At 62.2% G+C, this 21,870-nt stretch carries 19 protein-coding genes and 1 riboswitch; of the genes, 12 read left to right on the forward strand and 7 right to left on the reverse strand.

Going from position 1 to position 21,870, the window contains the following annotated elements:
• From ACFMPD_RS15380 to ACFMPD_RS15390, 3 genes are all read right to left on the reverse strand, one after another.
• A partial coding sequence (locus ACFMPD_RS15380; RefSeq protein WP_380996281.1) for an MATE family efflux transporter occupies positions 1-1,355 on the reverse strand: 1,355 nt, incomplete at its 3' end.
• Positions 1,348-1,869 carry a PaaI family thioesterase gene (locus ACFMPD_RS15385; protein WP_380996283.1) on the reverse strand — a complete coding sequence of 174 codons (522 nt, stop codon included), beginning with the start codon at positions 1,867-1,869 and terminating at the stop codon, positions 1,348-1,350. The genes ACFMPD_RS15380 and ACFMPD_RS15385, both read right to left, overlap by 8 nt.
• Positions 1,869-2,288 (reverse strand): PaaI family thioesterase, encoded by a 420-nt coding sequence (locus tag ACFMPD_RS15390; RefSeq protein WP_380996286.1) that lies wholly within the window; start codon positions 2,286-2,288, stop codon positions 1,869-1,871. The genes ACFMPD_RS15385 and ACFMPD_RS15390 overlap by 1 nt, the downstream gene beginning before the upstream one ends.
• 121 nt (positions 2,289-2,409) lie before the next feature.
• Here ACFMPD_RS15390 and ACFMPD_RS15395 point away from each other — a divergent pair, with 121 nt between their 5' ends.
• The 9 genes from ACFMPD_RS15395 to ACFMPD_RS15435 all read left to right on the forward strand — a co-directional run bounded on the left by ACFMPD_RS15395 (position 2,410) and on the right by ACFMPD_RS15435 (position 14,034).
• The gene (locus ACFMPD_RS15395) at positions 2,410-2,778 is read left to right on the forward strand and encodes a MerR family transcriptional regulator (protein ID WP_380996288.1); all 369 of its coding nucleotides are present in this window, start codon (positions 2,410-2,412) and stop codon (positions 2,776-2,778) included.
• Positions 2,779-2,995: 217 nt separating this feature from the next.
• Positions 2,996-3,397: a MerR family transcriptional regulator gene (locus ACFMPD_RS15400; RefSeq protein WP_380996367.1), complete on the forward strand. Its 402-nt coding sequence runs from the start codon at positions 2,996-2,998 to the stop codon at positions 3,395-3,397.
• Between the two features lie 45 nt (positions 3,398-3,442).
• The gene (locus tag ACFMPD_RS15405; protein WP_380996291.1) at positions 3,443-5,224 is read left to right on the forward strand and encodes an acyl-CoA dehydrogenase C-terminal domain-containing protein; all 1,782 of its coding nucleotides are present in this window, start codon (positions 3,443-3,445) and stop codon (positions 5,222-5,224) included.
• Between the two features lie 300 nt (positions 5,225-5,524).
• Positions 5,525-6,160 carry a glutathione S-transferase family protein gene (locus tag ACFMPD_RS15410; RefSeq protein ID WP_380996293.1) on the forward strand — a complete coding sequence of 212 codons (636 nt, stop codon included), beginning with the start codon at positions 5,525-5,527 and terminating at the stop codon, positions 6,158-6,160.
• Positions 6,161-6,171: 11 nt separating this feature from the next.
• A complete protein-coding gene (locus ACFMPD_RS15415; RefSeq protein ID WP_380996296.1) occupies positions 6,172-7,383 on the forward strand; it encodes an acetyl-CoA C-acetyltransferase in 1,212 nt (403 codons plus the stop codon).
• Positions 7,383-7,871 carry a cupin domain-containing protein gene (locus ACFMPD_RS15420; RefSeq protein ID WP_380996299.1) on the forward strand — a complete coding sequence of 163 codons (489 nt, stop codon included), beginning with the start codon at positions 7,383-7,385 and terminating at the stop codon, positions 7,869-7,871. The genes ACFMPD_RS15415 and ACFMPD_RS15420 overlap by 1 nt, the downstream gene beginning before the upstream one ends.
• Positions 7,868-10,069 carry a 3-hydroxyacyl-CoA dehydrogenase NAD-binding domain-containing protein gene (locus tag ACFMPD_RS15425; RefSeq protein WP_380996301.1) on the forward strand — a complete coding sequence of 734 codons (2,202 nt, stop codon included), beginning with the start codon at positions 7,868-7,870 and terminating at the stop codon, positions 10,067-10,069. Before ACFMPD_RS15420 ends, ACFMPD_RS15425 begins: the two co-directional genes overlap by 4 nt.
• An 857-nt stretch (positions 10,070-10,926) precedes the next feature.
• On the forward strand, positions 10,927-11,955 hold the full coding sequence (locus tag ACFMPD_RS15430) for a type 2 periplasmic-binding domain-containing protein (protein ID WP_380996304.1): 1,029 nt from the start codon (positions 10,927-10,929) through the stop codon (positions 11,953-11,955).
• Between the two features lie 9 nt (positions 11,956-11,964).
• On the forward strand, positions 11,965-14,034 hold the full coding sequence (locus ACFMPD_RS15435) for an adenylate/guanylate cyclase domain-containing protein (protein ID WP_380996307.1): 2,070 nt from the start codon (positions 11,965-11,967) through the stop codon (positions 14,032-14,034).
• A 610-nt stretch (positions 14,035-14,644) separates the two neighbouring features.
• Here the strand turns inward: ACFMPD_RS15435 and groL are convergent.
• From groL to ACFMPD_RS15455, 4 genes are all read right to left on the reverse strand, one after another.
• Positions 14,645-16,288 (reverse strand): chaperonin GroEL, encoded by a 1,644-nt coding sequence (gene groL, locus ACFMPD_RS15440; protein ID WP_380996309.1) that lies wholly within the window; start codon positions 16,286-16,288, stop codon positions 14,645-14,647.
• A 49-nt stretch (positions 16,289-16,337) separates the two neighbouring features.
• Positions 16,338-16,649 carry a co-chaperone GroES gene (locus ACFMPD_RS15445; RefSeq protein WP_380996310.1) on the reverse strand — a complete coding sequence of 104 codons (312 nt, stop codon included), beginning with the start codon at positions 16,647-16,649 and terminating at the stop codon, positions 16,338-16,340.
• An 865-nt stretch (positions 16,650-17,514) separates the two neighbouring features.
• Positions 17,515-18,243, reverse strand: coding sequence for a DUF2161 domain-containing phosphodiesterase (locus tag ACFMPD_RS15450; protein ID WP_380996313.1), 729 nt, complete (start codon positions 18,241-18,243; stop codon positions 17,515-17,517).
• A complete protein-coding gene (locus ACFMPD_RS15455; protein WP_380996316.1) occupies positions 18,233-18,868 on the reverse strand; it encodes a sulfotransferase family 2 domain-containing protein in 636 nt (211 codons plus the stop codon). The genes ACFMPD_RS15450 and ACFMPD_RS15455 overlap by 11 nt, the downstream gene beginning before the upstream one ends.
• Positions 18,869-19,049: 181 nt before the next feature.
• On the opposite strand from ACFMPD_RS15455, the gene ACFMPD_RS15460 reads away from it, so the two are divergent.
• From ACFMPD_RS15460 to cobW, 3 genes are all read left to right on the forward strand, one after another.
• Positions 19,050-19,970 (forward strand): manganese-dependent inorganic pyrophosphatase, encoded by a 921-nt coding sequence (locus ACFMPD_RS15460; protein WP_380996317.1) that lies wholly within the window; start codon positions 19,050-19,052, stop codon positions 19,968-19,970.
• 156 nt (positions 19,971-20,126) lie between these two features.
• Positions 20,127-20,319: riboswitch (cobalamin riboswitch) on the forward strand.
• A gap of 94 nt (positions 20,320-20,413) precedes the next feature.
• Entirely contained in the window at positions 20,414-20,794 is a 381-nt protein-coding gene (locus tag ACFMPD_RS15465; RefSeq protein WP_380996318.1) for a DUF1636 family protein, read from the forward strand.
• A gap of 10 nt (positions 20,795-20,804) precedes the next feature.
• Complete coding sequence (cobW, locus tag ACFMPD_RS15470; protein ID WP_380996320.1) at positions 20,805-21,863, forward strand: cobalamin biosynthesis protein CobW; 1,059 nt, start codon at positions 20,805-20,807, stop codon at positions 21,861-21,863.
• The last annotated feature ends 7 nt before the right edge of the window (positions 21,864-21,870 follow it).

Here is a 21,870-nt window from a genome sequence, read left to right on the forward strand (position 1 = left end):
AACCGATTTGTGCAACAAGGCCACCTGAACCTATAGTTCGCCGCGGCGGCCCGTTCCAACGCTGGGTAACGAACACCCAGGGTGACAGCGCGGGCGACATAGGAAAACAGGAACGCGATCCACAGCCCGTGATTGCCATGATCCGGCACCAGGATCAGCACAGTTGCGACAAAGGCGGCGGTGGACAGGATCGCCATGTTGCGCATGTCCGCCGTGCGGGTGGCCCCGATGAAAGCGCCGTCCAGCATCCAGCTGGGCATGCCCAGCAGCGGCACCAGCAGCATATAGGGCAGATAGGCGCGCGCCTCGATCCGTACCTCGGGTGCTGTGGCCATCAGATCGACGATGGCGCCGCCGAACTGGCCAAAGACCAACGCCAGAACGACCGCCCCCACCCCGGCCCAGAACGACGCCAGAACCAGCCTGCGGCGCAATCGCGCAACGCTGGCCGCCCCGACCGCCTGCCCGACCAGCGCCTCGGCGGAAAAGGCAAAGCCATCCAGCGCATAGGCGGTGATCTGGATGAATTGCAGCAGGACCTGGTTGGCCGCCAGTGTGACGTCGCCAAAGCCCGCGCCGAGAAACAGGAAGGACACGAAAATGCCCATCAGCATCAGCGAGCGGATCAGGATGTCGGAATTCACCACCAGCAGGCGGCGCCAACGGGCGCGGTCGAACAGGCGCGCCCACTGGCGCCCGGCCGGGTCGGCAAAGGCCCTGCGGCAGAGCCACAAGGCCAATGCAAGGCCGCACCATTCAGCCAGAAATGTCGCCCAGGCAACGCCGTTCACGCCCCAGTCGAGCCCCAGCACGAACCACAGGTCCAGCAAAACGTTCAGCCCGTTCATCCACAGCTGCAACAGCAGCACTGACCGGGTGCGTTCAAGCGCGATCAGCCAGCCGGTGAGACCGAAGATCGAGATTGCCGCGGGGGCCGACCAGACCCGGATCGCCATGTAGCCGCGCGCCAGTTCCTCGACCTCGGCCGAAGCCGGCGACAGCCGGAAGGCGGCCCAGAACAGCGGTTGCTGCAGCAGGACCAGACAAAGGCCGCCGGCTGCCCCGATCAGGATCACCCGGATCAGCAACGCCGCGACCTCGCCCGCCTGCCCGGCGCCCTGCGCCTGGCTGGTCAGGCCGGTGGTGCCCATGCGCAGAAACCCGAAGAACCAGTAGAGCGACGAAAGGATGACCGCCCCGATCCCGACCGCTCCAATCGGAGCGGCCAGCCCGAGCTGACCCACGACGCCGGTATCCACCGCACCCAGAATCGGCACCGTCGCATTGGAAATCACGATCGGAACGGCAATTTTCAGGACCCGGGCATGGGTGACCGGCTGATGGGGGTCAGCCACCCTCCGCCGGACCCTTTGGCGGCATCAGGAAATGCCCGGTCGCCGAGGCGATCAGCTTGTGCCGGTGATCCTGCCAGGCCTCGACATGCACCGAGGCATAGCGCCGCCCGGACCGGTTGACCGTAGCGCGGGCATAAGCATCGCGCGGCAGGCCCGAACGCAGATAATCGACGGTGAAATCGATGGTCTTGGGCAGGCGCGGCAGATCGCCCGCCGCCATCTGCTCGAGATCGATCGCGCCGGATTCGATATCCGGCCACAGATAGGACCAGCTGAGCGTGATGATCGAGGTGGTTTCCAGAAACGCCGCCGTGACGCCACCATGAATGGCGGGCAGAAACGGGTTGCCGATCAGCTTTTCGTCGAAATTCAGTTGCGCCGTCAGCTCGTCGCCGCGCCGGTCGAATTCGATACCGAGAAAGCGGATATAGGGCACGCCTTGCACCAGTGCCCTGAGCGCTGCATCGCGGCGTTGCTTGACGATCTGCATCGGTTCGGGACGGGGCCGGGCCATCAGCCCTGCTCCACGGTGAACGAGCCCGAGGCCGTGGCGACCGGCCGGTCGCCATCGTCGTCGACGGCCGTGGCCCGCACAAAGGCGACCGACCGGGTGATGTGAAAGCAGGTGGCGGTGGTCCGGATGGTCTGGCCCGGTGTCGCCGCGCGCATATAGTCGATCCGCAGGTCGATGGTGGCGGTCCCGCCGGGCGCCTGGGGATGGCTCATGACCGCAGCGCCACAGCACGTGTCCATCATTGCCGAAACGGCACCGCCGTGGATCACGCCGGTCTTAGGATCGCCGATCAGGTTTTCATCATAGGGCATCGAGAATTCCGCGGTGCCGTCGCCGATGTCCGTCAGTTGCATGCCCAACGCGCGCGCATGCGGGATCGCCTCGATGAATTGTCGCGCCAATGTTGCCTTGTCCACCATGTCCGATCCTCCTGAAATGCCGTCCCAGCCTTTATGGTCGTTCCGGCAGCAAAAGGGCAAGCCCGCCGGTTGCGCTTGGCAGAGCATCGGCCTAGGTTCGACGCAAGGGGAAGAGGGTGGCATGACGGTCTCACGTTTGTCGTTCAAGGAGATGTGCGCCAGGTTCGATGTGACCCCGCGTACCTTGCGCTATTACGAATATATCGAGCTTCTGCAGCCGGACCGCGAAGGGCGCTCGCGGTTCTACGGGCCGCGCGAATGCGCCCGGATGAAGCTGATCCTGCGGGGGCGGAAATTCGGCTTTCAGCTGGAGGAAATCCGCCAGTGGCTGCTGATCTACGAGCACGAGGGCAACGAGGCCCAGATGCAGGCCTTTGTCGAAATGGCGGACAGGAAAATGCAGGAACTGCGGGAAGAGCGCGCCCAGCTGGACGCCGCAATGGACGAGTTGCAGCAGTTGCGCCGCGAAACTGCCAAGAAAGTCTCCTGAAATCATCCCTGCCGAACACGGCGAACGCGCCGGGCCTGACGCGGGTCCGGCTGCATCCCGGCCCGGCTCATGCTTGGTTCTCCGGCCAGACGCCCTGATCCCACCTCAACAGATTTGTGACGCAGCGTTCCACTTACGTAAACGTTAACTTGGTGTTGAAACTTTGCCCGATCGCCCTCACTTTGCGACTGCGAGGATGGAAACGAGAGTGGACCTGATGACCGACCAGCTGATGACAATCCGCGAAATGTGCGACGCCTTTGACGTCACGCCCAGAACCCTGCGGTTTTACGAATCCAAGGAATTGCTTTCGCCGGTGCGGCAGGGTCAAAAGCGCCTGTTCACCCGGCGCGATCGCGCCCGGCTGAAACTGATCCTGCGGGGCAAGCGGTTCGGCTTCAGCCTCGAGGAAATCCGCCAGCTGCTGGATCTGTATCATATCGGCGACCAGCAGCAGACCCAGCTGGCGCGCACCTGCGCTATCGGGCGCGAGCGTCTCGCCGACATGGAACAGCAGCGCGAAGAACTGAACCAGGCGATAGAAGAGCTGAAAAGCCAGTTGGAATGGGGCGAAAAGATCATCGCCAGTTCGTCCATCCTGAACAGGGCTGCGGAATAGCCGCCGCGTCCGCGCAGAAAATACAGACCCACACGGAGCAAAGACATGCCAAGCTATGCCGCGCCCACCAAAGACATGCAATTCATCCTGCACGACGTGCTGAAGATCACCGAGGCGGACATTCCCGGTTATGACGAGCTGGAGCGCGATTTCACCGGCGCAATCCTGGCCGAGGCCGGCAAGATCAGCTCCGAGGTGTTGACCCCGCTGAACGTGGTCGGCGACACCGAAGGCTGCAAACTGGAAAATGGTGTCGTGCGAACCCCCACCGGGTTCGGGGCGGCGCTGGATCAGATGAAGGAAGGCGGCTGGCCCGGGCTGGACATGCCCGAGGAATTCGGCGGCCAGAACATGCCTTATGTGCTGGGCACGGCGGTGGGCGAAATGTTCTCGGCCTCCAACCAGGCGTTTACCATGTATCAGGGCCTGACCCACGGTGCCGCCAGCGCGATTCTGGCGCATGGCACCGATGCACAGAAAAACACCTATCTGCCCAAGATGGTGGCCTGCGACTGGACCGGCACCATGAACCTGACCGAGCCCCATTGCGGCACCGACCTGGGCCTGATGCGCACCAAGGCGGAACCGCAGGACGACGGCAGCTATCGCATCACCGGGCAAAAAATCTTCATCTCGGCGGGCGAACACGACCTGGCCGACAACATCATTCACCTGGTGCTGGCCAAGATCACCGGCGGCCCTGAGGGGATCAAGGGCGTGTCGCTGTTCATCGTGCCCAAGTTCCTGGTCAACGAGGATGGCAGCCTGGGTGCGCGCAACGGCGTGGCCTGCGGCAATATCGAAAAGAAGATGGGCATTCACGGCAACTCGACCTGCGTGATGAACTATGATGGCGCGACCGGCTATCTGCTGGGCGAGGAACACAAGGGCATGCGCGCCATGTTCACCATGATGAACGAGGCCCGTCTGGGCGTCGGCATGCAAGGCCTGGCCCAGGCCGAGGCCGCCTATCAGAACGCGGTGATCTATGCCAGGGAACGGCTGCAGGGCCGGGCCGTGACCGGCGCCGAAAACCCCGATGGACCGGCGGACCCGTTGATCGTGCATCCGGACATTCGCCGCAGTCTGATGGATCAGAAAAGTTTCACCGAGGGCGGCCGGGCGTTTCTGTTGTGGGGGTCCACCATGATCGACCGCGCCCATCGCGGCGGCGATGCGGATGCCGACGGGCTGATCTCGCTGCTGACGCCGGTGATCAAGGGCTTTCTGACCGACAGGGGCTATGACATGACCGTGCAGGCCCAGCAGGTCTACGGCGGCCATGGCTATATCGAGGAATGGGGCATGTCGCAGTTCACCCGCGACGCCCGGATCGCGATGATCTACGAGGGCGCCAACGGCGTGCAGGCGCTGGATCTGGTGGGCCGCAAGCTGGCGCAGGACGGCGGCAAGCACGTGATGGCGTTTTTTGATCTGGTCAAGTCCTGGATCAAGGACAATGCCGGGCAGGATGCCGACTATGACCGAGACTTTCTCGACCCGCTCAAGGCAGCCTCAAAGGATCTGCAGGCCGCTGGCATGTTCTTTATACAGAACGGCATGAAAAACCCGAATGACGCGCTGGCCGGCTCGTATGATTTCATGCACATGTTCGGCCATGTCTGCCTGGGCCTGATGTGGGCACAAATGGCCAGGGCATCCCGTGACGCATTGGCGGCCGGAACCTCTGACGCGGCGTTCCACGAGACAAAGCTGACCACCGGACGCTACTACATGGCGCGGCAACTGCCGGCGACCGGCCTGCATCTGGCCCGTATTCAAAGCGGCGGTACCCAGGTGATGGCGCTGGAGGCCGACCAGTTCTGAACCCGGTCACGGTGCGGCGAACGGTGGCGCGTTCGCGTCCCTGCGCCGGGGTCCAGTGGGAAAATTGGCCCGCCCGAGCGAACCGGATTTGGGCAAGGTTCGCTGGGGCGGGGGTTGTCGTAAATCACCGCGTGACTCTCCAGCCCGCAATGCAACTTTAAGTTTTGTTAGTCCTGCTTAACAAAAGGTAAACAACTGCGGCAAAGTCTGACAAAACATTAAAATCGATGCGACGGACGTGCGGAAAAGCAACTCTGCAACCGTATCGCGTGAAATTCGACTCGGGAGGTCTGCGAGCGTATGACAATCAAACTCTACTGCTTTGGCGAAAGCGGAAACGCCTACAAGGCGGCCCTGACACTGGAACTCAGCGGACTGGAATGGGAACCGGTCTATGTCGACTTCTTCAATGGCGAGACTCGCAGCCCCGAATTTCGCGAGATCAACCCGATGGGCGAGGTTCCGGTCATGGTCGACGGCGATCTGACCCTGTCCCAGTCCGGTGCGATCCAGGACTATGTCAGCACCAAATCCTCGCAGTTGGGTCCGCACAGCGCCAATGAACGCCGCGAGATCCTGCGCTGGATCCTGTGGGACAATCATAAACTGTCCTCGGTGGCCGGACTGACCCGGTTCCTGATGAATTTCCTGCCCGAGAACAAGCGCCCCGCCGAAGTGATCGAATTCAATCAGGGCCGCCTCAAGGCGGCCTACAAGACGCTGAACGACGCCCTGGCCGGGCGGCAATGGCTGGTGGGCGACCGACTGACCATCGCCGACATCGCCTGCTGCGGATATCTCTACTATCCCGAACCGTTCGGGTTCGATCGCAAGGACTGGCCGAATATCGACGCCTGGCTGACACGCCTGTCCGAAACACCTGGGTTCAAATACCCCTATGACCTGATGCCCGGCAGCCCTGCCGACCGCACCTGAAGGAGACCGAAATGACCGAAGCCTATATCTATGACGCGCTGCGGACCCCGCGCGGCAAGGGCCGCAGGGACGGCGCGTTGCACGAAGTGACCAGTCTGCGCCTGTCCGCCCTGACCCTGAACGCGGTCAAGCAACGCAACAACCTGGACGGTCACGCCGTCGAGGACGTGATCTGGGGCAATGTCACCCAGGTAATGGAACAGGGAGGTTGCCTGGCGCGCTCGGCGGTGCTGGCTTCGGATCTGGATCAGTCGATCCCGGGGCTGGCGATCAACCGGTTCTGTGCCAGCGGCATGGAGGCGGTGAACCTGGCGGCCAACCAGGTCAAGGGCGGCGCAGGCAATGCATATATCGCCGGCGGTGTCGAGATGATGGGCCGGGTCGCCATGGGCAGCGACGGGGCGGCGATTGCGGTGGATCCGACCCTGGCCATGGACAAGTATTTCGTCCCCCAGGGGATTTCCGCCGACATCATCGCCACTGAGTATGGCTTTACCCGCGATCAGGCCGATGCGCTGGCGGTCGAATCCCAGCGCCGTGCCAAGGCGGCGTGGGATGACAACCGCTTTGCCAAATCGGTGATCACGGTGCGCGATCAGAACGGCTTGCCGCTGCTGGATCACGACGAATACATGCGGCCGCAGACAGACATGCAGAGCCTGGGCGGGCTGAACCCGGCATTCCAGATGATGGGCGAGGCGATGCCCGGTTTCGACACCATCGCGCTGATGAAGTATCCGCATCTCGAACGGATCAACCACATCCACCACGCCGGCAACAGCTCGGGCATCGTCGATGGGGCCGCGGCACTGCTGATCGGCAACAAGGAATTCGGCGAGAAATACGGCCTGACGCCCCGCGCCCGGATCAAGGCCACCGCCAAGATCGGCACCGACCCCACGATCATGCTGACCGGCCCGGTGCCGGTGACCGAGAAGATCCTGAAAGACAACGGCATGGACATCAAGGACATCGATCTTTTCGAGGTGAACGAGGCCTTTGCCAGCGTCGTCCTGCGCTTTCAGCAGGCGTTCGACGTCGACCCGGGACGGGTCAACGTCAATGGCGGCTCGATCGCAATGGGGCATCCCCTGGGAGCCACGGGCGCGATCATCATCGGCACGCTGCTGGACGAACTGGAGCGCACCGGCAAGGAAACCGGCCTGGCCACCCTGTGCATCGCATCGGGCATGGGTGCGGCCACGATCATCGAGCGCGTCTGATGCCCAGGCTCGATCTTGCCGCCATTCCGTTTCGACGGGGCTCGACCTATCCCGGCGGGTTGGCGCGGGCGGTCGATGGCCGGTCCAGTCAGCGCCTGGGCGACGCTGGTGGGTTGACCCAGTATGGTGTCAACCTGGTGTGTCTGGAACCCGGCGCGGCCTCGTCCCTGCGGCACTATCACATGCAGCAGGACGAGTTCGTCATGGTCACCCAGGGTGTCTGCACCCTGATCGACGACACCGGCGCGCAGCAGATGCTGCCCGGCGACTGCGCCGCCTTTCCCGCCGGCGTTGCCAATGGCCATCACCTGATCAACAAGACCGACGCCCCCGCCGCTTTTCTGGTGGTGGGCGCACGCACCCCGACCGAGACCGCATTTTACAGCGATATCGACATGAAGGTGACAACGGATCCCGAAGCCGGGTCCACCTTCACCCGCAAGGATGGCAGCCCGTTGACGGCTGACCAGATCGGAGAAGAGAAATGACCGATTTCACCATGAAAAAGGACGCCGACGGCGTCGCCACCATCACCTGGGACGTGCCCGGAAAATCCATGAACGTCATGTCGATGCATGGCGGGGCCGAGCTGAACGCGCTGATCGACGAAGCGCTGACCGATGACTCGGTCAAGGGGATCGTCATCACCAGCGGCAAGGACGGCTCGTTCGCCGGAGGGATGGATCTGAATGTTCTGGCCGAGATCCGCGTCAAGGCAGGCGATGATCCGGCGCAGGCGCTGTTCGATTTTACGATGAACGGCCATCACATGCTGCGCAACATCGAACTGGCCGGCATGGACCCCAAGACAAAAAAGGGCGGTAAACCGATCGCCGCCGCCCTGCCCGGCACAGCAGCGGGTATCGGCCTGGAACTGGCGCTGGCCACGCACAGGATCTTTGTCAGCGAGAACCCCAAGGCCCGTTATGGCCTGCCCGAGATTCTGCTGGGCCTGTTCCCCGGCGCTGGCGGCACCACCCGGCTGGTGCGCAAGATGGGCGCCATGGGCGCGTCACCGTATCTGCTGGAAGGCAAGATGCTGGACGCCGCCAAGGCGAAATCCGCCGGTCTGATCGACGAAGTGGTCGCCGATCCGGTGGCCGCCGCGCGCGCCTGGGTGCTGACCGCCAAGGATGCGGATATCGTGAAACCCTGGGATGCCAAGGGCTACAAGATGCCCGGCGGCGCGCCCTATCATCCGGCCGGTTTCATGACCTTTGTTGGTGCCAACGCCATGGTCAACGGCAAGACCCAAGGGGCGTTTCCGGCCGCCAAGGCGCTCTTGAGCGCCGTATACGAGGGGGCGCTGGTCGATTTCGATACCGCGCTCAGAATCGAGGCGCGTTGGTTCACTCAGGTGCTGCTGAATCCGTCATCGGCCGCCATGGTCCGGTCGCTGTTCGTCAACAAGGAGGCGCTGGAGAAAGGCGCCGTTCGTCCCAAGGACGTGGCCGACCAGCGGGTCCGGAAACTGGGGGTCCTGGGTGCGGGCATGATGGGCGCGGGCATCGCGCTGGTCAGCGCGCAGGCCGGGATCGAGGTGGTTCTGGTCGACCGCGATCAGGCCGCCGCCGACAAGGGCAAGGCCTATACCGAGACCTATCTGGACAAGGGCATCGCCCGCAAGAAGGTGACCCCGGAAAAGAAAGATGCGATGCTGTCCCGGATCACCGCCACTGCCGATCTGGACCAGTTGAAGGGCTGCGACCTGATCATTGAGGCGGTGTTCGAGGACCCCAAGGTCAAGGCGGAAATGACCCAAAAAGTCGAGGCGATCATTCCCGAGGACTGCATTTTCGCGTCCAACACCTCGACCCTGCCGATCACCGAACTGGCCAAGGCCTCGGCCCGCCCGGAGCAGTTCATCGGCATTCATTTCTTCTCGCCCGTGGAAAAGATGCTGCTGGTCGAGATCATCAAGGGCAAGCAAACCGGGCCGCGCGCCGTGGCCAAGGCGCTGGACTATGTGCGCCAGATCCGCAAGACGCCGATCGTGGTCAACGATGCGCGGTTCTTCTACTGCAACCGCTGCATCATCCCCTATTTCAACGAGGGCGCGCGCATGATCACCGAGGGTGTTGCGGCGCCGATGATCGATCATGCCGCCCGGCAGCTTGGCTTTCCGGTCGGCCCGATCCAGCTGACCGACGAGACCAGCATCGATCTGGGCGCCAAGATCGCGCGGGCCACCAAGGCGGCGATGGGCGATGCCTATCCCGAGAGCGCGGCTGACGATCTGATCTTCTGGCTTGAGGCCGAGGGGCGTCTGGGGCGCAAGGCCAAGGCCGGGTTCTTTGACTATGACGAAAAGGGCAAACGCCAGGGATACTGGCCCGGCCTGCGGCAGAAATACCCGCTGGCCGAGGTACAGCCCGATCTGATCGAGGTGCAGGAACGGCTGATGTTCATCCAGGTGCTCGAAGCGGTGCGGGCGCTGGAAGAAGGCGTGATCGAGGATATCCGCGAAGCCGATGTCGGCGCGATCCTGGCCTGGGGCTTTGCGCCTTGGTCCGGCGGTCCGCTCAGTTGGCTGGACATAATCGGCGCCCCCTACGCGGTCGAACGTTGCGATCAGTTGACGTCCACCTATGGCGATCGCTTTGCCTGCCCGCCGCTGCTGCGCGAAATGGCCGAAAAGGGTCAGACCTTCTATGGCCGGTTCGCCCCGGCAGAGCAGGCGGCCTGACCCCGATCCATGCGCAGCCAGACGGCCCGAAAAATTGACGGGCCGGCCGCCGTCTGACCCGACGCATTCTCAAGTTGGGACAAGGGTCCGTTTCAGTACGGGTTGTTGCAAGGACCAAGGCGGCGAGCGTATCGCCGCCTTTATTCACCTCCCGGTCGGCAAAGATGCGTCGAACCGATGAACCGACACGGTTGCTTGGCGGTCCCGCCGAACCGGACTGCCCCGCGTGTTGCCCTGTGACGGGCATTCCGTCCAAAAGCGCGAAAATGCTCGTTCCTGGTCGTCTCGGAAAGCCGGACCTGGCGCGTTTACGTGCCGGACGGATTGCTCATCTGCGCGGCCGTTCGGTCGACGGCCAAGGGGCTTTTCCTGCCGAGAGCTAACGGCCTGCGGCATTGCTTGCAGAACGCGGCGACGGTTTCCAAAAAATGGCGATCTCAGCGTCACGACATGTCCGCCGGCGCCTGTGCCACTGCGGGCCGACCCTGATCGTCTCAAAATGCTAAGACATAGCATTGCCGTGGCGGTTCCCGGCCCTGTCCATCAACATCCCCAAAGCCCTGCAGCTTGGCAGTGTATTCCGCCAGGGCGTCTAATTCCGGGGCGCGCTTTTGTGCCATCGCAGGTTTCGTCTTTGTGGCAACATGGCATTCAAAGGCGCGGAACGTGTCCCCGACGGCCCCAATTGCTCAAGTTTGGATATCAACCACCGCGCGGGACTTTTCGGGCCTTCGACCGAGAAGGCAGCCGGAGGGCACCGATCACGGCCACGCTTGGCAGGGCGTCCATGGCCCGGGTTGCGCCTTGTTCAATAGACCTGCCATTTGTGTTAAGGTGTTGACGCATCTGGAGGTGCTATGAGGTCGCTCGCATCCCTTTTCGCGTTTTGCCTGATGTCGGTCGGGTCAACGACCGGACCGTCCGATGCGGCCGACAGCATATTGGATGCAGTACGAGAGCGCGGCTATGTCAGGTGTTCCATCGGAAACCGGTTGGTCGGCGATACCCGTATTGGCGAGGAAGGCTATGAAGGTTTCTTCCCCGAATTCTGCAGAGGGGTCGCCCTCGCGGTTTTCGGCGATCGGAATGCCGTGCAGATGTCGCCAACATTGATTCGGGCCGGTCTGCAAAGCATCGCGGATGGCGAGGTCGACATCTACGTTTCGAATGTTACATGGACATTTTCCCGCGACATCTCGCTTCATCTGACACCCGCCGCTGTTCTCTACTATGACGGACAGGGCTTCATGTCCCATCGTGGTACGTTCGACGGTCCGCTGGCCAAAGTGCAAAAAACAACCGTCTGTGTTTCGCGGGCGACGACATCGATCGGAAATCTGCAAGATTTCGTCAAGCGACACGGGCTGAATTGGCAAATTCTGCCCTTTGAATCATCGCAAGGACGCAACGATGCCTTTTTCTCGCATCGTTGCGATCTGTTGACGACCGACCGGTTCGCATTGGCGACCATGCGGAACTCTGCCCTCGACGATCCGGACAATTATGTTCTGCATGACGAGATCATCTCAAAGGAGCCACTCGTCGCCTATGTATCCACCCGCGACATGCGATGGGCGAACATTGTTCGCTGGTCCATTTTTGCGACCCTGTTGGCCGAGGAGAAGGGCATTACCCGCGCCAATGTCAAAATACATCTCGACAGCCGCGATCCCGAAGTGCGCCGCCTGCTTGGCGTCGACAAGATGGAAAGTACCACCAAGGCGGGGCTGGCAACCGATTGGGCACGCAACGTAATCGCAGGCGTGGGGAATTACGGCGAAATCTTTGACAGATATCTCGGTCCGGGCAGTCCGATGAATATTGATCGCGGACTTAATCGCCTCTGGACCGACGGTGGTTTGATGATCAGCCCACCCTTCCGATAGGCCGGGTCGGTGGAGGGTACCCACAAGAAACCTATAGATGCGCGTCAGCGCGTTTCGACACTGCTGTTCACGATCCTTGCCGGAGTTGCGGCGCTGCTTGGCTTGGGGCTGGTTCTGATCACGATCCGGCTTTTTGAAATCCGGGGCGAACTCGATCTGCTAAGGGACACGTCGCTGCCACGTCTGATCAAGCTTTCTCAGCTGTCTCAGGATGCGTCGGCGATCAGCTCGATCGCTCCGGCACTTAGCCAGGCGCCAACCCGGTCGGAGTATGACACGTTGCTTGCACGAATTCAGGACAAGAAAGCCTCTTTGAACGCGCTGATCCGAGAGCTGGCCGGGCATTTTGAAACCCCCGAACGCATTGATGCACTGCTGCGCAGTACCGATTTGCTCATCGCCAACCTCGCGCAACTGACGGGTGCCGTGGACCATCAGATCGCCGTCGACCGGCAGCTAGAAGCTATTGCCGAGGGCTTTGAGCGAAACCTTGGATTGCTCCAAAGCATCGACGAAACGGCGGATACCGAAACCCGCGCGGTTGCGTCCCAGGCTGTTTTTCATGTCAACAGGATGATTCTGGACATGAACCGGGCGCGGCTCGCAAAGAACCGGCGCGCCGTAGATGACAGCTTTGATGCGCTGAACCGGCGTCTCTTGCTTATCACCACTGACGCTCGCCCCAGTCCTCGCGACATCAAAGCGGCGCGGGACATCGCTGCACTTTGGAACTTGTCAGGTCAGGAAATCCCGTCGAAGAAATCAACCCAACTTGCCAATGCCTTTCGGATCAAGGCCCTGGTCGAAGAGAACTCGTTGATTACGAACCGGCTTCTCAGTAGCGCCAGCAATGAGTTCTGGCGTGCCGGATCGGAGCTGGAAATGCAGATCCGACTGGTAAACGAAACGACGCGGTTCACGCTGATGGTCATTTTCGGCATGGTCCTGCTGCTGCTACTGGGCGCCTTTATGGTCCTGAGGGTGCTCAACCAGCGTGTGTTCCGGCGCCTCGAACAGATGCGGCAATCTCTGGCGCGCTTCGCCAAGGACCGCGAACACGGGCTGGCCGATACCCGCCCGGATGAAATCGGTCAGATTTCGGCTGCGATGGCGCATTACATGAGCGTCATCGACGAACGGGAAAAACAACTGGCCAAACAAACGACCGCGCTGGAGCGGCTGTCAAAACAGTTGGCAAAGTACCTCTCGCCGCAGGTCTATGACTCGATTTTCACCGGCAAACAGGAAGTCAAACTCGTCAGCAGCCGGAAAAAGTTGACAATATTCTTTTCCGATATCGTCGGATTTACCGAAACCGCCGATCGGCTCGAATCAGAGGAACTGACACAGCTCCTGAACCACTATCTCACCGAAATGTCGCAGATCGCCTTTCGTCACGGCGCCACCATCGACAAATATGTCGGCGACGCAATTCTCATCTTTTTTGGAGACCCCGAAACGCGCGGTGTCCAGGCTGACGCACTTGCCTGCGTGGCCATGGCGCTGGACATGCAAAAGCGGATGGAACAGCTTCAGGATCAGTGGCGCAAATCGGGCATCGAAAGGCCGATGACCGCCCGCATGGGTATCCATACCGGCTATTGCACGGTGGGCAATTTTGGCAGCGAAGACAGGCTGGACTACACCATTATCGGCAGCGCGGTCAATATTGCATCCCGGCTGGAAACCCTTGCGAAACCGGGCGAAATCCTGATCTCATACGAAACCTACGCCCATGTGGCGGACAAGATCGCATGCCGCGCGCGCGGCGAGATCGGCGTCAAGGGTATCGCCTATCCGGTCGCAACCTATAGCGTTCTCGACGCCCGCCAGGCTCTCGAAGGCCTTCAGAACGAGTTGCACGCGCATCACGCCCATCTTCGTCTGGACCTGAATGTCGGCCTCATGGGACCCGAGGACCGCGAGACCGCCGCTGAAAGTCTGAAAAAGGCATTGCGGTTGCTGGAACACGGCCCTCACGGGATGCAAGCACCCCAGCATGACGGAGCCCTGAAAGGCAAACGGACTGAAGAGGCCACATCTGTTCCATCGCAGGACAATCCGAGCACAAGAAAGTAACCTCTGCGCATGACACGCGGCGCCTGTCAGAACGTGTGTCAGAGGCCTTTGTGATTGCGCCTGGACCCCGTTCTTTAGGAACGCCTGCTCAACTGCCCTTTGGACATCGGTTTGGAAAGAAGCACACATCAGAAAGATACAAGTACCTGAAAAAAATGGAACTATGGCGCAGGATCAGCGCGTCTGAACACTGTAAAAGCACGTTTCCATCAGCCTTTCACGGGTTTTGCCGGGCGCGATAGGACACTGCCCGTTTTCCGATGTTTGCAACGGTCGCGGCAACGTAGGGTTTGTCGGTCGCGCCGCAGGGGCCGTACAATCGACGACTGTTCAGCGCAGGGTCGCGATTGAGTTCGGCGAACAGCGCATTGGCCCATTTTTCCCGACTTCTTTGCGGTTTCGAACAGGCGGGTCCCGGCAAGGTCGCGGATGCCTGCAGGCGGTGCCCGGGTATCCGCCGGCCCGGTGGGGCGTCCGTGCTGACCCTTGTCGGACGGGCGGCACCGCTTTGCCTGCGGTCCCGTGTGGCACAACAAAAAGGCGGCCCCGCGCAAGGCAGGGCCGCCATCGTCTTGCCGCCGCACAAGGTGGGCGGAAAAACCGGGTCGGTTTACATCATGCCGCCCATGCCGCCCATGTCGGGCATGCCGCCAGCGGGGGCTGCGCCCTCTTTCTGCGGACGGTCGGCAACCATGGCTTCGGTGGTGATCAGCAGACCGGCAACCGAGGCTGCGTCCTGCAGCGCGGTGCGCACCACCTTGGCCGGGTCGATCACGCCAAAGGCAAACATGTCGCCATATTCTTCGACCTGAGCGTTGAAGCCGAACTTGGCGTCGTCGCTTTCGCGGATCTTGCCAGCCACGACCGAACCGTCAACGCCGGCGTTCTCTGCGATCTGACGCAGCGGTGCCTCGAGCGCCTTGCGCACGATGCGGATGCCGATGTTCTGGTCGTTATTGGCGCCTTCCAGGCCTTCCAGCTTTTTGCCGGCCTGAACCAGAGCGACACCGCCGCCCACGACGATACCTTCCTGCACGGCCGCACGGGTCGCGTTCAGGGCGTCGTCGACACGGTCCTTGCGCTCTTTGACTTCGACTTCGGTCATGCCGCCGACGCGGATGACGGCCACACCGCCGGCCAGCTTGGCGACGCGTTCCTGCAGCTTTTCACGGTCGTAGTCGCTGGTGGTTTCCTCGATCTGCTGACGGATCTGGGACACGCGCGCCTCGATTTCGGCCTTTTCACCCGAACCGTCGACAACGGTGGTTTCGTCCTTGGTGATCGACACTTTCTTGGCGTTGCCCAGCATGTCGACGGTGACGTTTTCCAGCTTCATGCCCAGGTCTTCGCTGATCACCTGACCGCCGGTCAGAATGGCCAGGTCCTGCAGCATCGCCTTGCGGCGGTCGCCGAAACCGGGTGCCTTGACGGCGGCGATCTTCAGGCCGCCGCGCAGCTTGTTGACGACCAGGGTCGCCAGCGCTTCGCCTTCGACATCCTCGGCGATGATCAGCAGAGGTTTCTGCGACTGGATCACCGATTCCAGCAGCGGAACCATCGGCTGCAGCGAAGACAGTTTCTTCTCGTGCAGCAGGATCATGCAGTCTTCCAGCTCGACGGTCATCTTGTCGGCATTGGTCACGAAATAGGGCGACAGGTAGCCGCGGTCGAACTGCATGCCTTCGACGACATCGGTCTCGGTTTCCAGACCTTTGTTCTCTTCGACGGTGATCACGCCCTCGTTGCCGACCTTCTGCATCGCGTCCGCGATCTGCTGGCCGATTTCGGCTTCGCCGTTGGCCGAGATGGTGCCGACCTGAGCGACTTCGGCGCTGTCGTTGACTTCGCGCGACGCGGCTTTGATCTCTTCGACGACCTTGGCGGTGGCCAGGTCGATGCCGCGCTTCAGATCCATCGGGTTCATGCCGGCGGCAACCGATTTCAGACCTTCGCGCACGATGGCCTGGGCCAGAACGGTGGCGGTGGTGGTGCCGTCGCCGGCTTCGTCATTGGTGCGGCTGGCGACTTCTTTCACCATCTGCGCGCCCATGTTCTCGAACTTGTCTTCCAGTTCGATTTCCTTGGCAACGGTGACACCGTCCTTGGTGATGCGCGGCGCACCAAAGGATTTGTCGATCACCACGTTGCGACCTTTGGGGCCCAGGGTCACCTTGACCGCGTCGGCCAGGATATTGACACCCTTCAGCATGCGATTGCGGGCATCGGTGTCGAATTTGACGTCTTTTGCAGACATATTGCTTGTCTCCTAGTTCGTATTGTTGAGATCAGACGATCCGAGGCGTTCAGGCCGCTTTGGCGGCTGCGCTCTCTTCGATGATCCCCAGAATGTCGCTTTCTTTCATGATCAGCAGTTCTTCGCCGTCAACGGTGACTTCGGTGCCGGACCATTTGCCAAACAGGATCTTGTCGCCGTCGGTCACAGCCATCGCGATCAGCTCGCCGCTGTCCTTGCGGGCGCCCTCGCCACAGGCAACAACGATTCCTTCGGCCGGCTTTTCCTTGGCGCTGTCGGGGATGATCAGTCCGCCAGCGGTTTTTTCGTCGCTTTCCACGCGGCGCACCAGCACCCGGTCATGAAGTGGTTTGAATGCCATCTTTGCAGCTCCTTAACGCTCAAAGTTCTGTGTCTCTGGTCCGGCACTCCCTAGCCCGGACCATTAGCACTCACCTGCATCGAGTGCTAATGCCGCATAGCTAGGGAGAGCCCGAATGCAAGTCAACAGGTCTGTGAACAAAAAAAGCCCGGCAAAAACCGGGCGTCGGTCGACGCCGGCATAAGCCAGCACGCCGCTTGCGCAAGAGCCCTTCGAGGGGCGGTACGATCGGCCAAAAATCAGCTGACACGCCTTGCCGTCCGTGCGGCCCCTGGCAGAAACAAGGCCGCCCCAGCCCCCAACCGGGACAAGGGCGGCCTCCGCTCTGTGTCAGTCTTGAGGCGCCACGCCGAGTCGTCCAATTCGCGACACGTGGCCTCGTAAATGGTTCCCTCTCCCTTTCGCGGCGCGGTCCAAAGACAACGGCCCGCACCCGCCGAAAAGCGTCGAAATAGACTCAAGACCAGACGCGCCCGCACTCGGAGCGGGTTGTTATGCTATGGTCTTATCCAAAGAACCCGAATGTGCACCTGCGAAATCCGATAACTTCTGCTGCAAGACCTACAACGAAATTGTCGTAGCCGGCCGACAGGCCAGAGGACATGTAATGGTGATCATCAAATCCCCCCTCTCACAACGTCACTGGGTAACAAGGGCACGAAAAGAAACAAAAAACTGGTGAACCAGCAGACACCAAAAGTGTAGGCAAAAAACCGCGCATTACTATCAATTTCTGCGTAAATTCGCCGAAAGGCTCGATTTTACAATCGGACGCCTATAGGCGAAATCCAGCCTGCCTACCACAGGTTGAGACTTCTGCCATTGCTACTCCGTTCGAGCAGGTCGCGAATCACGATCGGACGAATCAACCCTGCCGGTCCGGCGGACCTGCAGGGTCCGGTGGCGGCTCAGCCGGCTGCCAGCTATGCGCCCAGTGCACCAGCCCGTCGGCGCCGGTGGGCGTCAGAGCATAGATGCCACGCGCCACCCGCCGGAACCAGCCATAGTGGTTGTCCGACAGGATCCGCGTCGCGCAGCCGACCCGGGCGGCACGGGCCACGTCCGCGCCCTTGCTGGGTCCGTGTTCAGCCAGATGCGCAGCACAGCGCAGCGCATCCTGCCGATAGCCGGTGACGATGCCGTGCCGGGTGGCGCCGCCGGCGTTTGGATCCCCCTGCAACCGGTCGAATTCGCGCAACAACCGCGCCTGCCGCTTTTTCGATTTGCGTGGGCGGCAGGGCCCCGGATCGCACTGCACCTCGGCCTGCCCGTCTGTGCGCAGGGTGATCAGCCCCAGCCCCAGGCGGCGGCACAGGGCCAGGTTGTCCTTCAGCACGCGCCGTGCCGTGCGGCCCGTGGGGCGCGGCACGGCGATATAGACCAGATCGGTCACCTGCAGCCGGGCGATGGCCTGGTGAAACAGGCCAAGCGAGAACCGCAGCTTGAGTTCGACAATGACAGGCGGTTCGTCGCCGCGCCGGGCGACCACGTCGGCAGCGCCGACCTCGCCCTTGACCGCATAGCCCTGCCGCACCAGCAGCGCCTTGATCGCGGGATACAGGTCCTGCTCGCGCCCTGCCGGCCTATGGGGCATAGCCGAAAGCCTCGAAATCCGCGCGATAGCGGCGATACAGCTGTTCCTTTTGCGCCGCGGTCAGGACGACCGGCGCCCCATCCGGTGATCTGTTCCGGTGCGGCAACGGCCGGGCCTCGCCGAAGATGTCGGCAAAAACCGGGACGATGTCTTGCGCCAGGGTTTCGAATTTCAGCACGTCATCCACCAGGCATTGCCCCTGCGCGTTCTGCACATAGCGCACCTGCGGCACCAGGTGCCGCGCCATGTCGCTATGTTCGTCGCCCGGTTCCCGGTCCAGAAACGCCTGCAGACCCGGCATGACGCGCGCCTTGCCGCGCCGTTGCAGCGCCGCTGCACGATAGCGGTATTCCGACAGGAACCGGTCATAGGGATGCCGGACAATCGCGAATTTGCGGTAACGCGCAAACTGCCCGGCGCTGATATGACCCAGTGCCACATATTCCGAGGCATAAAGATGCGCCAGTTTCTCCGGCCCCCGCGCCGGCTGGTCATTGGGCCGCAACAGCAGGGCCGCGCGCTGTTGCCATGTCAGCCCCTGGTCCTGCAGAAACACCGTCTCGACGCTTTGCCCGCCAGTTTTCGGGATATGCACGAACAGCGCTTGGCGGGGGTGGCAAATCATCTGAAACCGGCCTGACAGTCAGCAGTGTTGTCCCGTTTGACCAGCCGACCCGGCGAAAGTCAAACCCGGGCCAGCCGGACAAACGCTGACCAAGGGTCGCAGAAAGTGCAACGGCGGGTGACATCGGCCCCGACGGTTTCTATAAGGCGCGCAAATCACATCCCTGAACAGGACGCAAAAGATGACCATCCAGGTATTTGGACATAAATCCCCCGACACCGACTCGACCGGCTCGCCCATCATCTGGGCCTGGTATCTGAACGAGGTAAAAGGCACCCCTGCCGAAGCCAAGCTGCTGGGCGAGCCCAACACCGAGGCCGCCTTTATGCTGCAGCGCTGGGACTTGGCCAAACCGGCGATCATCGAGGACGTCGCCGACGACACCCCGGTCGTCATCGTCGACACCAACAATCCCGCCGAACTGCCGGCCAACATCAACGGTGCCGACGTGCAGGCGATCATCGACCATCACAAGCTGGTCGGCGGCCTGGAAACCAAAGGGCCGATCGACATCACCATCCGCCCCGTGGCCTGCACCGCGACGATCATGTACGACCTGATCGGCGCTGACATGGCGAAAATGCCCGACCCGGTGAAATCGGCGATGCTGACCTGCATCCTGTCGGACACGCTGGAATTCCGCAGCCCCACCACGACCGATCACGACCGGGCCGTGGCCGAAACGCTGGCCGGCGAACTGGGCATCTCGATCCCCGACTATGCCGCCGAGATGTTTGCCGCGAAATCCGATGTCTCGTCGTTCAGCGACGCCGAACTCTTGCGCATGGACAGCAAGGAATACGAGGTTCAGGGCACCAAGTTCCGGGTCTCGGTTCTGGAAACCACGTCGCCCGGCACAGTGCTGGCGCGCAAAGCCAGCCTGATCGACAGCATGACCACGGTTGCCGCCGAGGATGGTGTTGATCAGGTCCTGCTGTTCGTGGTCGATATCCTCAGCGAAGAATCCACCCTGCTGGTGCCCAACGATCTGGTCAGGACGGTCGCCGCCAAAAGCTTTGACGCCCAGACCGACGGCGACTCCGTCGTTCTGCCCGGCGTGGTCAGCCGCAAGAAACAGATCATTCCGAACCTCAAGGTCTGATCGGTCGCGCCGCGGCCATGGTCCCGCTCAAACAGCAACCATGGCCGCCTGTGCCGCGCACCCATAGCCGCCATCGGCTGTCCTCCAGGGACCATCCTGCCGGTGGCCCTGACAATGCGGCGCAGCCGCGACGCTTGACAAAGCCCCCATCCTTGGCCCATTCCGCATATCGCTGGTTTCTGCGCATGCAGATGAAAAGGGAATGCCACGTGCAGCCGCCCCCGCGACCGTGACCGGAGAGGACACCCAAGCCACTGACCATCAGGTCGGGAAGGCGGGATGGCCGCCAGAAAGCCGCCGCTTTCTGACATCCGCAAGCCGGGAGACCTGCCAGCAACGTCGACGTTTGCCGGGCGGGGTGCCTCGGTGACGGGTCCGGCCATCGGCTTTGCCCGCCCGTTTCCCCGCCACTGCACATCAAAAGTAGCACGTGGGAGGAAACCATGAACGAGGTCGCGCCAGTCGAATTGTTGGTCTGCACCACCTGCCGCGCGGGTCAGCCCACCGATGTGCAAGGCCCCCGCCCCGGCGCGCAATTGTTCGCCGCGCTTCAGGCTGCCGAATTGCCGGCGCATGTGACCCTGCGCGGGGTCGAATGTTTTTCCAACTGCGATCATGGCTGTTCGGTCACGATCCGGGGCGGGAATGACCGCTGGACCTATGTCTATGGCAATTTCACCGGCGCCGAGGATGCCGGGCTGGTGGCCGAGGGCGTGACCAGATATGCCGCCACCGCCGACGGGCTGGTCCCCTGGCGCGAGCGTTCCACCCATTTCCGCAAGAACTGTATCGCGCGCATTCCGCCGCTGGACATCCCAGAGTGAGAGAGACCCCATGAGCAATCTTGAAAAACTCCCCGTGACCGTGATTACCGGCTTTCTCGGCGCGGGAAAGACAACGCTGATCCGCCATCTGATGCAGAACCCGCAAGGCCGGCGCCTGGCGGTCGTCGTCAACGAATTCGGCGATGTCGGGGTCGATGGCGAGATTCTGAAAGGCTGCGCCATTCCGGACTGCCCGGCCGAGAACATCATGGAACTGGCCAATGGATGCATCTGCTGCACCGTGGCCGACGATTTCATTCCCACAATCGAGGCGCTGATGGCGCTGGAGCCGCGCCCGGATCACATCCTGATCGAAACCTCGGGCCTGGCCCTGCCGAAACCGCTTTTGAAAGCGTTCGACTGGCCCGATATCCGCAGCCGCATCACCGTGGACGGGGTGATCGCCCTGGCCGACGCCGAGGCGGTCGCGGCGGGGCGTTTCGCACCCGACGTGGCGCGGGTGGATGCCCAGCGCGCCGCCGATGACAGTCTGGACCACGAAACGCCCCTGTCCGAGGTGTTCGAGGACCAGATTTCCTGCGCCGATATCATCCTGCTGACCAAGCCCGACCTGGCTGGCCCGGACGGCGTGGCCAGGGCGCGCGCGCTCATCGCCGCCGAGGCCCCGCGCCCGCTGCCGGTGGTCGAGGTCGCCGAGGGTGCCGTGGATGCGCGGGTGATCCTGGGCCTGCAGGCCGCCGCCGAGGATGACATGGACGCCCGACCCAGCCATCACGACCAGCCGCATGACCACGATCACGACGACTTTGAAAGCGTGGTGATCGACCTGCCGGAACAGACCGACCCTGCCGACCTGGCCGCCCGGATCGAACGCCTGGCCAAGGAACGCAACATCCTGCGGGTCAAGGGCTATGCCGCGGTCGCCGGCAAGCCGATGCGCCTGCTGGTGCAGGCGGTGGGCGCGCGGGTACGGCACCAGTATGACCGCCCCTGGCGGCCCGACGAGGCCCGGCAGGGCCGGCTGGTGGTGATCGCCGAACATGACGACATCGACGCGCAGGCGATCCGCGCCATCCTGACCGGCCTTGCCGCCGCCGCTGCCGAGTAGAAAGGCG

It is taken from the genome of Sedimentitalea sediminis (genome assembly GCF_042687825.1).
In the GTDB taxonomy this organism is placed as follows: Bacteria; Pseudomonadota; Alphaproteobacteria; order Rhodobacterales; family Rhodobacteraceae; genus Sedimentitalea.

Bases quoted from the DNA above. Each gene is read 5' to 3' on its own strand.
- ACFMPD_RS15385 (WP_380996283.1), bottom strand. From the start codon at position 1,869: ATGGCCCGGCCCCGTCCCGAACCGATGCAGATCGTCAAGCAACGCCGC.
- ACFMPD_RS15390 (WP_380996286.1), bottom strand. From the start codon at position 2,288: ATGGTGGACAAGGCAACATTGGCGCGACAATTCATCGAGGCGATCCCG.
- ACFMPD_RS15395 (WP_380996288.1), top strand. From the start codon at position 2,410: ATGACGGTCTCACGTTTGTCGTTCAAGGAGATGTGCGCCAGGTTCGAT.
- ACFMPD_RS15400 (WP_380996367.1), top strand. From the start codon at position 2,996: ATGACCGACCAGCTGATGACAATCCGCGAAATGTGCGACGCCTTTGAC.
- ACFMPD_RS15405 (WP_380996291.1), top strand. From the start codon at position 3,443: ATGCCAAGCTATGCCGCGCCCACCAAAGACATGCAATTCATCCTGCAC.
- ACFMPD_RS15410 (WP_380996293.1), top strand. From the start codon at position 5,525: ATGACAATCAAACTCTACTGCTTTGGCGAAAGCGGAAACGCCTACAAG.
- ACFMPD_RS15415 (WP_380996296.1), top strand. From the start codon at position 6,172: ATGACCGAAGCCTATATCTATGACGCGCTGCGGACCCCGCGCGGCAAG.
- ACFMPD_RS15420 (WP_380996299.1), top strand. From the start codon at position 7,383: ATGCCCAGGCTCGATCTTGCCGCCATTCCGTTTCGACGGGGCTCGACC.
- ACFMPD_RS15425 (WP_380996301.1), top strand. From the start codon at position 7,868: ATGACCGATTTCACCATGAAAAAGGACGCCGACGGCGTCGCCACCATC.
- ACFMPD_RS15430 (WP_380996304.1), top strand. From the start codon at position 10,927: ATGAGGTCGCTCGCATCCCTTTTCGCGTTTTGCCTGATGTCGGTCGGG.
- groL (WP_380996309.1), bottom strand. From the start codon at position 16,288: ATGTCTGCAAAAGACGTCAAATTCGACACCGATGCCCGCAATCGCATG.
- ACFMPD_RS15445 (WP_380996310.1), bottom strand. From the start codon at position 16,649: ATGGCATTCAAACCACTTCATGACCGGGTGCTGGTGCGCCGCGTGGAA.
- ACFMPD_RS15450 (WP_380996313.1), bottom strand. From the start codon at position 18,243: ATGCCCCATAGGCCGGCAGGGCGCGAGCAGGACCTGTATCCCGCGATC.
- ACFMPD_RS15455 (WP_380996316.1), bottom strand. From the start codon at position 18,868: ATGATTTGCCACCCCCGCCAAGCGCTGTTCGTGCATATCCCGAAAACT.
- ACFMPD_RS15460 (WP_380996317.1), top strand. From the start codon at position 19,050: ATGACCATCCAGGTATTTGGACATAAATCCCCCGACACCGACTCGACC.
- ACFMPD_RS15465 (WP_380996318.1), top strand. From the start codon at position 20,414: ATGAACGAGGTCGCGCCAGTCGAATTGTTGGTCTGCACCACCTGCCGC.
- cobW (WP_380996320.1), top strand. From the start codon at position 20,805: ATGAGCAATCTTGAAAAACTCCCCGTGACCGTGATTACCGGCTTTCTC.